11 protein-coding genes are annotated in these 12720 nt (G+C 66.6%); 8 read left to right on the top strand and 3 right to left on the bottom strand.

The features are described 5' to 3' along the window. The first annotated feature begins 240 nt into the window (after positions 1-240). The 5 genes from WD430_RS14745 to WD430_RS14725 all read left to right on the top strand — a co-directional run bounded on the left by WD430_RS14745 (position 241) and on the right by WD430_RS14725 (position 6439). The gene (locus tag WD430_RS14745) at positions 241-1779 is read left to right on the top strand and encodes a molybdopterin-dependent oxidoreductase (protein ID WP_339103186.1); all 1539 of its coding nucleotides are present in this window, start codon (positions 241-243) and stop codon (positions 1777-1779) included. 192 nt (positions 1780-1971) lie between these two features. After that, complete coding sequence (locus WD430_RS14740; RefSeq protein ID WP_339103185.1) at positions 1972-3381, top strand: ABC transporter substrate-binding protein; 1410 nt, start codon at positions 1972-1974, stop codon at positions 3379-3381. A 105-nt stretch (positions 3382-3486) separates the two neighbouring features. After that, complete coding sequence (locus WD430_RS14735; protein ID WP_339103184.1) at positions 3487-4440, top strand: sugar ABC transporter permease; 954 nt, start codon at positions 3487-3489, stop codon at positions 4438-4440. Then, the gene (locus WD430_RS14730) at positions 4437-5309 is read left to right on the top strand and encodes a carbohydrate ABC transporter permease (protein ID WP_339103183.1); all 873 of its coding nucleotides are present in this window, start codon (positions 4437-4439) and stop codon (positions 5307-5309) included. The genes WD430_RS14735 and WD430_RS14730 overlap by 4 nt, the downstream gene beginning before the upstream one ends. A gap of 44 nt (positions 5310-5353) precedes the next feature. Continuing rightward, positions 5354-6439, top strand: a complete 1086-nt coding sequence (locus tag WD430_RS14725) for an ABC transporter ATP-binding protein (RefSeq protein WP_339103182.1) — start codon at positions 5354-5356, stop codon at positions 6437-6439. 22 nt (positions 6440-6461) lie between these two features. Here WD430_RS14725 and WD430_RS14720 read toward each other — a convergent pair whose 3' ends face one another. Together WD430_RS14720 and WD430_RS14715 are read right to left on the bottom strand one after the other, a co-directional pair. Then, positions 6462-7037: an RDD family protein gene (locus WD430_RS14720; RefSeq protein ID WP_339103181.1), complete on the bottom strand. Its 576-nt coding sequence runs from the start codon at positions 7035-7037 to the stop codon at positions 6462-6464. A gap of 90 nt (positions 7038-7127) precedes the next feature. After that, a complete protein-coding gene (locus WD430_RS14715) occupies positions 7128-7409 on the bottom strand; it encodes a hypothetical protein (protein WP_339103180.1) in 282 nt (93 codons plus the stop codon). Between the two features lie 370 nt (positions 7410-7779). Here WD430_RS14715 and WD430_RS14710 point away from each other — a divergent pair, with 370 nt between their 5' ends. Together WD430_RS14710 and WD430_RS14705 are read left to right on the top strand one after the other, a co-directional pair. Then, on the top strand, positions 7780-8931 hold the full coding sequence (locus WD430_RS14710; RefSeq protein WP_339103179.1) for an acetyl-CoA acetyltransferase: 1152 nt from the start codon (positions 7780-7782) through the stop codon (positions 8929-8931). Then, a complete protein-coding gene (locus WD430_RS14705; RefSeq protein ID WP_339103178.1) occupies positions 8928-9383 on the top strand; it encodes an OB-fold domain-containing protein in 456 nt (151 codons plus the stop codon). The genes WD430_RS14710 and WD430_RS14705 overlap by 4 nt, the downstream gene beginning before the upstream one ends. Before the next feature lie 291 nt (positions 9384-9674). Here WD430_RS14705 and WD430_RS14700 read toward each other — a convergent pair whose 3' ends face one another. Next, the gene (locus tag WD430_RS14700) at positions 9675-10673 is read right to left on the bottom strand and encodes a MaoC family dehydratase N-terminal domain-containing protein (RefSeq protein ID WP_339105827.1); all 999 of its coding nucleotides are present in this window, start codon (positions 10671-10673) and stop codon (positions 9675-9677) included. Positions 10674-10908: 235 nt separating this feature from the next. Between WD430_RS14700 and WD430_RS14695 the strand changes: the two genes are divergently transcribed. Then, positions 10909-12570, top strand: coding sequence for a class I adenylate-forming enzyme family protein (locus WD430_RS14695; RefSeq protein ID WP_339103177.1), 1662 nt, complete (start codon positions 10909-10911; stop codon positions 12568-12570). Positions 12571-12720 lie beyond the last annotated feature (150 nt).

Raw genomic sequence — 12720 nt, 5'->3', positions numbered from 1 at the left:
CGATCATTGCGCCGACGAGGACAAAATAGTACGTGTCGGTACTCCCGCTCAGGGATCGACGGCGAACCGGTCGCTCGGTTCCGTCGGCTCTCCGCTCCTCGGACGGGAACGGAGAACGCGCGCAGACCGGGCACGGCGGCGGTCGACCGTCGACGGTCCGCTCAGCGCGGCCGAACGGCGTTCCGGAAGCCGGCCACGGCCGCGAAGCTTTCATGTCCGCCCGCCCCATATTGATAGATAATGTCACGCACTTGGGGGTCGATCGCTCGGGTGCGCACGTGGCTTCCCGTGGTGGCCGTGGCGCTCGCCGCGGGGCTCGCCGCCGTAGGCGGGTCGTACCTGTCAGTCGGTCGGCGGCCGGCCTTCGTCGCGACGCCGGTGGACCGCGTCGTCATCGCGGCCAGCCCCGAGGCGCTCGTGACCGTCGCGATCACGCAGTTAGGGACGCTCGGCCACCAGGTGGCCTTCCTGACGGCCATCGCGCTGACGTGTCTCCTCTTCGGGCTGTCGGCGCTGCCCGGCGTGTTGCTCCTCCGGGGACGCGAGCCCGTCCCCGACGCGCTGGCCCGCCGAAGCACCAGGGCTGTCGGCGGCGTGATCGCCGGGACGGTCCTGCCGGGCGCGCTCGCGTTCGGGCTGACGCGGTCGCCGGTCTCGAGCGCCGGCACCGCCGCCGGGGCCGGACTCGTCCTGCTGGTGACGGCCGGGACGGGTCTACTCGGCGCCGGCGCGGACGGCCCCCTCGGATCGCTGGGGCGGCGGCGCGTCCTCGGGGCCGTCGGGTCGGCGATCGGCCTGAGTGCGGTCGGACTCTTCGTCCGCGGGACCGGCGAGGAGTCATTTCCGCCGGCTCTCGAAATCCCCGAGGACGCCCGTCCCGAGGTCCGCGAGCTGCTCACGCGGGCGAAAGAGCAGTCCCTCGCCGTCGAGGGGCTCGAGCCACTGGTCAGCACGGACTTCTACGAGGTCGACATCGCCAACGTGAACCCCGACGTCGACCGCGGGGCGTGGTCGCTCTCGATCACGGGCGCCGTCGAGGAGGAAGCGGAGTACGACGTCTCGGACATCGAGGCCATGGAGACGGAGGATCGGTTCGTCACGCTGCGCTGCGTCGGCGATCAGTTGAACGGCCGGCAGATGGACACCGCCCTCTGGGGCGGCGTTCCCGTCGAGCGACTCCTCGAGGAGGCGAACCCTCGCGGCGACCGCGTCGTCCTGCACGGGGCGGACGGCTATTACAACGAGTTCCCGATCGACGCGCTCTGGCCGGGGTTGTTGGCCTACCGAATGAACGGGCGCCCGCTGCCGCGGGCACACGGCGCGCCGGTGCGCGCGCTCGTCCCGGGTCACTGGGGCGAGATCAACGTGAAGTGGCTGACCGAGATCGAGGTCCGCGACGAGGACACGATGGGCTACTGGGAACACCGCGGCTGGCACGGCACCGGTCCGGTCGAGACGGTCGCCAAGCTCTGGCAGGTCAACCGCCTGGGCGGCGGCCGCGTCGAGGTGGCCGGCCACGCCTACGCCGGCACCAGAGGGATCGAGGCCGTCGAGGTCTCGACCGACGGCGGCGACACGTGGGACGACGCCGAACTGTCCGATCCCCTCCCCGGCGAGGACGTCTGGCGACAGTGGCGCCACGAGTACGGAGCGTCGGGAACGCACGAGGTAATCGTCCGGGCACGCGACGGTGACGGGAACCGCCAGATCCCCGAGAAGGACGGCCCGAAGCCCGACGGGGCCACCGGCTGGGTCTCCGAGACCGTCGGACCGCAGTGAATACGGGACCGAGCGCCCGATACGACGCCGTCCCTTCGCTGCGTCCCGCTGCGGATTTCGGCTGGCAGCCGACCTGCTATATAATAACACCCCGTAACAGCAGTCAAAAATAGCAGCGCGACCTCCAGAATAAATAATGAAGTTTTATATGCCGGTTCCTGTTAACACTGTACGTGTGTGGATTGATCACAGATGTCGGAAAGCAACTTCAATAGACGTCAGGTACTGACGGGAACCGGTGTCGGAATGGCGGCTGCCGTGGCGGGCTGTCTGGGTGGCGGTGGCGGCGACGGTGACGTTCACTTCATCACGGACTACTACAACAGTCAGTGGGAACAGCTCTGGGGAGAGCTCGAGTCGGAGTTCGAGGACGAGACTGACATCCCGATGAACATCGAGGAAGGGGGGATGTCCGGCACTCAGGAGGGTCGACTCGCCCAGTTAATCCAGTCGGGTAATCCGCCGGACGCCAACACATCGACGTTCGACCAGGTAGCCGACATCTGGGAAACCGGTCAGCTCGAGACCGTCAACGACGTCGTCTCGTCGATCGAGGAGGTCAACGGGGAGATCAACACGAACGCGTTCCTCGGTGAGGGCGACGAACTCTACCAGATTCCCCACGGCCTGTACGTCTCGAACTTCCAGTATCGGGCGGACATCTACGAACAGCTCGGGCTGGAGGAACCGGAGACCTTCCAGGACGTCCTCGACAACGCCCAAGCCATCGACGAGGCGGACGACGTGGACGCCCGCGGGTACGGACTGGCCGGGATGCCGACCGGCAAGAGCCAGGACGAGTTCCTGGTACTCCTGGCGAGCGCGGGCGTCTCCGGCATCGGCCTCCGCTGGACGGACCCTGACGCGCGCGAGGAACTCGAAGTACACTTCCCCGAGGAAGAGGTGACGACGGTGTTGCAGTATATGAAGGAGCTCTCCCAGTACTCGCCCGACCCGACCAGCATCGGCTGGGCGGAGTCGCTCAGCCAGTGGATTCAGGGCCAGTACGCGCAGTGCTATCACCTCAACGCCTGGCCGGTCGGCGTCACTGCGCTCACGGCCGAGGCCCAGGACAGCGACGCCCTCCGCGGGCTGGCCGAGGCCACCCAGATCCGAGCGTACCCGACCTGGGGAGAGATCGACGAGGACGAGAACTGGCTGTCCGCACCGGCGCCGGACGGCTACCACGTCTTCTCGAACGGCGACAGACCGGAGGACGTCAAGCAGTGGTTCGAGTGGCTCTACGCCGACAGCATGGAGCGGACCGTGCGGTTCTACGAGGCGGATCCGGGCCGGTTCCTGCCGACCTACTCCGACGTGATCGAGTCCGACGCGTTCCAGAGCCAGGGCATCTTCGAGGCCCACCCCCATCTGCTCGAGAAGCTCCAGTACTGTCAGGACGAGATCTGGGGCAACCACTACGGCAGCGTCGACGAGGCCAACATCTCCTCGCCCGAGTCGCTGTACATGCAACGCCAGTGGTTCTACGGCGAGATGGTCAACAACGTCGTCACCGACTCGATGAGCGTCCAGGAGGCCTACGAGTGGGGTCTCGGGCAACTCGAGCAGGCGTTCCAGGAGGCCCAGGAGACGTTCGGCTGATCGACCGCGACGAGATCGATCCCACATCTCCCGCGTTCGGCGTGGAACGAACCGTTTACGGACGACCGTGAGATTAACATGCATGGGTGAAGAGGATTCCTAGATATGGCCAGTGAAACCGGAGAATCGATACGACCCCGCGGGCCGTATATCCCGTGGGACGATTTACCCGTCGAGCGGGAGACCGTTGCCGGAGTCGCTACCGTTCTCCCCGTCATCGTACTGTACGTTCTCATCGCGGTGTTTCCGATCGCGTTCGCGTTCTGGGCATCGTTACACGACATCCACACGCTCAACCCCGAGTGGGAGTGGGTCGGCCTCGAGAACTACCGCGAGGTCATGAACATCGCCACGTTCTGGGGCTCGCTGTGGCGGGGGATCGTCTACATGGTCGGCAGCACGCTCATCCAGCTCGTCGTCGGGCTCTGGATGGCGCTGGTGCTCAACCGCATCACCCGCGGTCAGAAGCTCCTCACCGCGGTGGTCTTCACGGCCTACCTGATCCCGACGATCATCGTCTCGCTGGTGGCGCTGCGAGTGTTCGATCCGCCCGGCGGCGTGTTCCAGATGATGGGCGCCGAGTGGTTCGACCTGTGGGCCAGCCAGACGGCCCCACTGGGCTCGCGCGACTGGGCCATGCGGCTGCTGATCCTCATCGGGAGCTGGAAGTTCGCCGTCTTCGTCACCATCTTCACGCTCGCGCAGCTGCGTGCGATTCCCGACCGGTTCTACGAGGCGGCGAAGATCTGCGGCGCGAACCGGTGGCAGATGTTCCGCGACATCACCCTGCCCCGCCTCATGGGGATCGTCCTGGTCGTCGTCCTGCTCCGGTCGATCTTCATGTTCAACAAGTTCGACATCATCTGGCAGCTCACGCAGGGCGGCCCCGGTAACGCCACGACCACGCTCCCCGTGTTGGCCTACAAGACCGTCTACACGGGTCAGGAGTACGGACTCGCGAACGCGATCGCCGTCGTCATGTTCCTGTTCCTGCTGGCGTCGGCGATCGTCTACTTCAAGCTCTTCAATCCCAGCGAGGAGGTGGAGACGACGACATGAGTCAGAAAGAACCACCGGGAGGCATCTTCGGCCTCTCGTACGACCGTGAGACCGAGTTCTTCGAGGCACTGAAACTCATCAGTACCGCGATTATCGTACTCGTCGGCGCCTGGCCGATCTACTGGATGACCCAGCTCGCCTTCACCGAGTACGAGACCGTCGAGAACAGCATCACCGTCTTCCCCACGCCCGACATATTCACGCTGGATAACTTCACGGTCATCACGGAGCCGGAGATGTACACCTACATGTTCAACACGGTCGTGGTGGCCATCGGGACCATCGTCACGGTCGTCATCGTCTCGCTGCTCGCCGGCTACGGCCTCGCGCGACTCGAGTTCCCGCAGAAGGAGAACTTCGCGCGGATCCTCCTGATCGGCTACCTCTTCAGTCCCATCGTCATCGGCATCCCGCTCTACCAGATCTGGCGGTCCATCGGGTTGCTCGGCACCAGAGTCGGGCTCATCATCGCGCTGTCGGCCGTCTCGATGCCCTTCGCGGTGTGGCTGATGTGGAAGTACATCATGACGATCCCGGAGGCCCACGAGGAGGCGGCCTGGGTCGACGGCGCCTCGCGCTGGCGGGGCTTTCGCGACGTCGTCGTCCCCCAGTGTCGACCGGCGATCATCGCCGCGGCCCTGTTCGCCTTCGCGCTCGCGTGGAACGACTTCACGTTCGCGCAGATCCTCCTGCCCCAGACCGATACCACGACGTTCGCCCCCGGCATCCTCCGGGCGATGGGACAGGCGCAGTTCCTGCCGGACGCCTACCTGATGGCGATCTCGCTGGCCATGACGCTGCCACCGCTGCTGTTCGCCTACTTCATGCAGAGCTACCTGCTGAAGGGATTCCAGGTCAGGGCCCTCTGAGAGCGCCCCGAATCTATAATTGACACCACGAGTCATACCAACATATGCCAGACATCGAGATCCGGAATCTGACGAAAGTGTACGAGGAATCGGGCAACAGAATCGTCGCGGTCGACGACGTCGACCTCACCATCGAGGACGGCGAGTTCGTGACGCTGGTGGGGCCGTCAGGCTGTGGCAAGACCACGACGCTGCGCTGTGTCGCGGGGCTGAACAAGCCGACCAGCGGGACGATCAAGTTCGGCGACCGCGACGTGACGAACAAGCCGGTCCAGGAACGCAACATCGCGTTGCTCTTCCAGGACATCGCGCTGTACCCGCACATGAGCGTCGCAGAGAACATGGCCTACGGCCTCAAGATCGCCGGCTTCTCGCGGGAAGAGCGCATAGCCCGCGTCGAGGAGGCCGCGGAGCTGCTCCAGATCACGGACCAACTGAAGAAGATGCCCGCGGACCTCTCCGGCGGACAGCAACAGCGCGTCGCGCTGGGTCGATCGCTCGTGCGCGACCCGGAGATCTTCCTGTTCGACGAGCCGATGTCGGATCTGGACGCCAAGCTCAAGGCCGAGCTGCGGCCGGTCGTCGAGAAGGTGACCGACGAGATCGGCTGTCCGACGCTGTACGTCACCCACGACCAGGAGGAGGCGATGACCATGTCCGATCGCGTCGCGGTCATCAACGACGGTGAACTCGCGCAGGTCGCCCCGCCGAAGGAGGTGTACGACGAACCGGCCTCGCAGTTCGTCAGTCAGTTCATCGGCCAGCCGTCGACCCAGTTCTTCGACGGGAACGTCAGGGCCGTCAACGGGACCGCCGAACTCGCGGTCGGCGGCTACGAGTACGACCTCGCCCGCGACGGGCTCGAGGGATGGGCCGGCGAGGACGTCCACGTGGGCCTTCGCCCGCAGCACATCACGGTCAGCGAGGATCCCGCGATGGGCATCCCGGCGACGCACCTGCTGGACGAGCCGCTGGGCGATGCGACTCACAGCTTCTTCGAGACGGAGTTCGGCGAGATCGTCGTCGTCACCGATCCCGACTTCGAGGGCGAGGGCAAGGAGTACGGACTCGTCTTCGAGGACGAATACATCCAGTTGTTCGACGCCGACTCGGGCGTCCGAATCGCCTGAGCCCGCGCCTCGACCGTGGCGGTCAGTTCTCTCCGTTCTCGCTCGCTCGAGCGGCCGCGCTCGTGTCCGCGTCGGCCGAGACCGCCGCGTCGCGATCCGTCGGCGCCGTCGAGCGAACGACGACCGTCTCGGCCGCGTGGTCGCCGAGGCGACGTCCGTCGGTCAGGAGGGCCGATACGGCGCCGATCACGAGCGGCGGTACGCCGAGGAGATCGACGTACAGGAGGAGGTTCCGCACGGCGCTGGCGCGGTACGTACACGGCCGACCGTCCGCCATGACGACCAGCAGGTCGCGGTTGACCTTCCCCGGCGTCCGGCCGTAACGCCACTCGAGGATAAAGGAGTAGGTGGCGTAAATCGGCAACAGCGCGAGCAGCGAGAGGACGACGGCGTAGCCGCCCAGTTCCTCGTAGGGCTCGCTGAACGCGAACCCCAGCACGTAGATCAGCGGGAACTCGATCAGGACGTAGCAGACGAACAGGTCGATCGCCGCCGCGGCGCCGCGGGCGAGCAACACGTCGCGGTCGTCCGCGGACTCCAGTACCGGTGCCGGTTGCCGCTCCGTGGGCAGGAACCCGTCTAACTTCCAGTCGATCACGATTCCATCGCCCCGCTGTTCATAGCGGATGCATTCGTCAGCGCGCACAAAATACCTGCCATCAATCGACACCGGGGGTGGCGGCCGCGGTCACTCCATCGAGACGTCCGAACGGAGCGTCGCGAGGAAGTAGATCAGCATGAAAATGGTGATCCCGCCGAACACTTGCGAGTCGATCGACAGGTAGCCGTCGATCTGATACAGCAGGACGCTAGTGACCGCCAGCACGACGATGGCGCTGGCGGTCCGCCACCGCTCCCAGATCTTCTCTACGGTCACCGCAGCCGTGGACTTCTCCACCGCGTCCGACGCCTCGCGGATGTTCTCGAGACCGCCGCTCTGCGAATTCCGTCGGGTCGTATCGCCGCTCATATACACCGATATTCCGGTCTGAACGTAAATAGCTGTGGGTGTTGGTGACACGGACCAGTCACCGGTCGCTGCGCCCGTTCATCCTCGTCGTTGTCGGCCTCTCGGGACCCTCGAGGGCGACGGCGAGGACGTCCACTTCGACCCCTTCCCGCGCTCCACTTCGATCCCTTCCCGCGCTCCACTTCGACCCCTTCCCATACGAGGACGCGACAGTCTTCGCTTCCGATCCGTCCGGATTCCGTGCTCCGACCCGGTCCTCACCGACTGAGTGGTGCATGCGACTACCCACCGTGGTAAACTGCCGCAACCTATTTGAAAGGGGTCGGAAAAACGAGGGGTATGGACGGACGAATCCGACGGAGGGAGCGCCGTGGCTGAGCCGATCGTCGCCGGCGTCGCCGAGAGCGACCTCGGAGCGACGCCCGATCGCAACTGGCTCGACAACGCCGGGATCGCGACCGTCCGCGCCCTCGAGGACGCCGAGTTGACCCTCGCGGACGTCGACGGCGTCGCGGTCGCCGGCGGGGACGACTACATGCCCGCGCTGGTACTCGCGGAGTATCTCGACCTCGAGGAGCCGTCGCTGCTCGAGGGGACCGAGATCGGCGGCTCGTCGTTCGAGAACTTCTGCGGCCACGTCGGCGACGCGATGGCCCGCGGCCGGGCCGACGTCGTCGTGATCGCCTACGGCTCGACGCGCAAGACCGGCCCGGGACGGGACCGGTCGCTCGAGGTGACCCATCCCACGGACGGCTTCGTGCGGCCGACCGGGCTCTTCCGCCCGCCCGGCGCCTACGCGATGGCCGCGCGTCGGCACATGCACGAGTACGGGACGACCGAGGAACAACTCGCCGAGATCGCCGTCTCGACCCGCGAGTGGGCGTCGATGAACCCCAAAGCCGCACAGCGTGATCCGATCACGGTCGCGGACGTCCTCGAGTCCCGGCGGATCGCGGAGCCGTTTAATCTGCTGGACTGCTGTCTGGTCTCGGACGGCGGCGGCGCGGTCGTGCTGGTTTCGGAGGAGAAGGCAAGGGAGCTAGGTGTGCCGGAGATCGCAGTCGCGGGGGTCGCCTCGACGAGCACCCACCGACAGGACATCAGCGAGATGCCCGACATGACCACGACCGGGGCGGCAGTGACCGGCCCGAAGGCGTTCGACGAGGCCGGAATCTCCCACGACGACGTCGACATCGCTCAGCTCTACGACTCCTTCACCTACACCGCGCTGGTGACGCTCGAGGATCTGGGCTTCTGCGAGAAAGGTGAGGGCGGTGAGTTCGTTACAGGCGGGACGACCGCACCCGGCGGCGAACTGCCGATGAACACGCAGGGCGGCGGCCTCTCGTACTGCCACCCCGGCCACTTCGGCGTGTTCGTGTTGATCGAGGCGACGCGGCAGTTGCGCGGCGATTACACCGGTGATCGACAGGTGGGCGGGGCCGAAGTCGCGGTGGCGCACGGAACCGGCGGCGTGCTGTCCTCGAGTAGCACCGTCGTCTTACGGAGGGAGGACGCATGACTGGGAACGCGGACGAGTCGGCCTCGAGCGCGACGGTGGAAGATCGCCGCGAGGAGTGGGCGGGGCCGGTTCCGGTCCCTTCCGGGGCGAATACGGAGTTCTGGGCGGCAACGCTCGAGGGCGACCTGCTGTATCAGCACTGCGAGGAGTGCGGGACCGCGCAGTTGTATCCGCGGGCCGTTTGCACCGGCTGTGACGCCGTGGATCCGCCGTTCGAGCCGAGCGAGGGGCGTGGGACAGTGTATACGTATACGGTGTGTCACGTGCCGGGTGAGCCCGGATTCGGGGACCGAACGCCGTACGTCGTCGCCGCGGTCGATCTGGCGGAGGGGCCGCGACTGCTCGCGCTCGTCGACTGTGCGCCGGATGCGATCGAGATCGGGGACTCGCTCGAGGTCCGGTTCTGGCAGGTCTCGGACGAGGCCGCGCTACCCGTGTTCGTCCCGGCGTAAGTCGGCTCATCTCGTCCCTTCTCGAGGGTTCCCGAGGGTTCTCGAAGCGGATCGACGGTAATTCTCTCTTGATAAGATCGACGACAGAGACAGCTCTCTGCTATCGTGGCAACGGTGAGGGCCACACCCTCCCCAGCCGATTCGCTCGCTTCCGCTGGTCGCTCGCTCATCCCTCGCGCAGTGTCATCGACGCCCCCTCGTCGTACTCGGGGTCGTCGCCAGCGCGCGCCACCGCAAGCGGCCGTCTCGCCATGCAGTGATCGATAGCAAACGAAGTGAGTCGAGACGCCGTCAGTCGTCGTCCAACGTCGCCGTCGCCGACCCCGTCAGCAGCGTCTCGCCGTGCTGGTTGGTCGCCTCGAGGTCGACCTCGACGGCGCCCTCGTCGGCCTGTCGGTCGACGACCTCGCCGGTCGCGACGATGGTGTCGTCGGGGAAGACCTGCGACTGGAAGCGGACGCCGAAGGAGTCGACCGCCTCGAGCGGGAACCAGTCGGTGACGACCCGGGAGGCGACGCCGGCGGTGAACATCCCCTGTCCGAAGACGCTCTCGTTGCCCGCCGCGCGGGCGTATGGCTCGTCGTAGTGGATCGGGTTGAAGTCGCCGCTCGCGCCGGCGTACTTCACGAAGTGCTTGCGCTCTACGTCCTCGACGACGACCGTCGGACCCGCGTCGCCGACCTCGAGGTCGGCGATCGATCGGACGGTATCGACCGACTCGGCGGCGGGGACCTGTCCGCCGTTGGCGGCCGCCGTTGTCGAATCGTCGGTCGCAGCGTCGCTCTCGTCTTCCGTGTCGCCGTCGTCCGCGTCGTTGTCGACCGCGCCGGAGGTCTCGATGGCGGTCGCGCGGTCGGTGAGCGCGAGGTCGCCGCTCTCGTCGCGGTACTCGGTCTCGTAGACGGCGAAGGTCATCGTCCCGGCGCGGCCGCCGTCGCGCTGGTAGACGTCGACCAGCGTTGTCTCTCCCGTCAGGACGTCGCCGACCGTCAGCGGGCGCTCGTACTCGTAGCGCTGCTCGCCGTGGAGGACGTACTCGGGCCGGAAGCCCAGATCGAAGCCGTACCCCTCGAGGTCCTCGGGGCGGTACCGCGGGAACCGACTGACGCGGGCGTACGTCAGCGGCGCGGGGACGTCCTCGTACCCGCGTTCGCGCGCGACGTCCGCGTCGCGGAACAGCGGATCCGTCTCCGTGATCGCCCGCGCGAACTCCTCGACTTTCCCGCGTTCGATCCGGAACTCCTCGGCGGTGACCGTCGAGTCGCCGACCATCGCCTCGAGTTCGTCCATCGACTTAGTCGGCACGCCGACCACCTCGTGCGTCGGAGCGTCGCCGTCCGTTTCGTCCGCGTCGATCCGCCGGCCACGACCGGGGCGTCGGCCCGATCCGGGTTCGCGTCATTGCCACGAGAGTTTCGCGACGAGTTCTATAAGCGTATTCCTCACTGGAGTAGCGCCGTCTGAATCCGTCCCGTGTTACCAGTACCCATATATTTTTCAGGGAGATCGTCAAAGTACGCCCCATATGGACCGCGAGCTCGTCCCGGCGGAGTCGCTGCTGTCGCCGCCGTACGACGGCAACGTCGCCACTCTCCTCGAGCGGACGCTCTCCGAGTCCCCCGACGAGACGGCGATCGAACACGACGGCGAGACCGTGACGTACCGCGAACTGGAGGCGCTGATCGACCGCTACGCGGCCGGGTTTCGCGCCGCCGGCCTCGAGACCGGCGACCGGGCCTGCGTCTACGTGCCCAACGGCATCGACTTCTGTGCGGTGATCTGGGCCTGCTGTCGGGCCGGGATCGTCGCCAGCCCGCTGAACCCGGCCTATCGGCGCCGCGAGATCGAGTATCAGGTCGACCACGCCGACGCGGCGGCGATCGTCGTCGCCGGCGACCCCGCCGACCACGTCGTCGACGCCGTCGCGGACCTCGAGGCCGAGATCCTCACGACTGCGCCGGCCGGCGACGTCGACGGCGAGTGCGACTCGCTCGCTGACCTCGGCGACGAACCCGTGGGCGTCGTCGCCGGGGACGACAGTGGGGCGACGACCGGCGACGGCGGTGCCGCGACGACCGCCGACGGTCGTTCGGTCGAGATCGTCGATCGGTCGGACGACGACGTCCTGCTCCAGCCGTACACCTCGGGGACGACCGGCGAACCGAAGGGCGTCCTGCTGACCCATCGGAACTTCCGCGTCCAGATCGCCACCAGCGTCTCGGGGTACAGCGCCAGCCCCGTTCAGGGCGACGCGCTGATCATCCTCCCGATGTACCACATCACGGGGCTGCTCCAGATGATGGCCGCGCTGTGTGCCGGCCGGACGCTCCACCTCGTGCGGCCCGATCAGTGGGACCCCGAGCGCGTCCTCGAGTTGCTCGACGAATACGACGTCCCGTCGTTCGTCGGGGTCGCGACGATGTTCAACGACCTGCTCGAGGCGTACGATCCCGAGGCGTACGACCTCGAATCGCTCCAGAAAGCGGGACAGGGCGGTGATAAACTCCCCGAGCCCGTGCAACGGGAGTTCGAGGAGACGTTCGACGCGCCGCTCTCGGAGGGGTACGGCCTCACGGAGACGACCGCGACGACGCACACGCTCCGCCGGTCGACGCTCGGGATCCGCGCCGGCAGCATCGGGCAACCGCTCGGCCACACGCGCTCGAAGATCGTCGACGGGAACGGCGAGGCGGTCGACGTCGGCGAAGAGGGCGAGATCCTCGTCGACGGCCCGCAGGTGATGAACGGATACTATAAGAACCCCGAGGCGAACGAGGAGGTCTTTACGGACGACGGCTTCTTCCGGACCGGCGACATCGGCTCCCGCGACGAGGACAACTACTACTACGTCAAGGGCCGCGAGAAGGAGATGATCCTGACGGGGGGATACAACGTCTATCCCCGAGAGATCGAGAAAACGCTGTACGATCACCCGGGCGTGCTCGAGGCGGCGGTCTTCGGCGTTCCCGACGACCGACGGGGCGAGACGGTCGCGGCCGCCGTCGTCACGGGCGACGGCGCGGACCTCGACGAGGACGAGATCGAGGCGTACGTCCTCGGGGAACTCGCGCCGTACAAACACCCGCGGTACGTCGAGATCCGCGAGGAACTCCCCAAGACGGGCAGCGGCAAGGTGCGGAAGACCGTCCTCCGCGAGGAGTTCCGGGAGGCATACGCGAGCGGATGACTCGATAGCCTCAGCCGGACGGACCCGGAGTCGAGCGACTCGGCGCCCGAACGGCAGTTCGGGAGGACGGACGGGACGATCTGATCCCGGGCGAACCCCCGCACAGCGACCGATCACAACGTTGAACACGGCATGACCGAAATCACACAC

It is taken from the genome of Haloterrigena sp. KLK7, assembly GCF_037914945.1.
In the GTDB taxonomy this organism is placed as follows: domain Archaea; phylum Halobacteriota; class Halobacteria; order Halobacteriales; family Natrialbaceae; genus Haloterrigena; species Haloterrigena salinisoli.
Note: the sequence above shows the minus strand (reverse complement) of the source record. Positions and strands in the feature narration are given on the sequence as shown.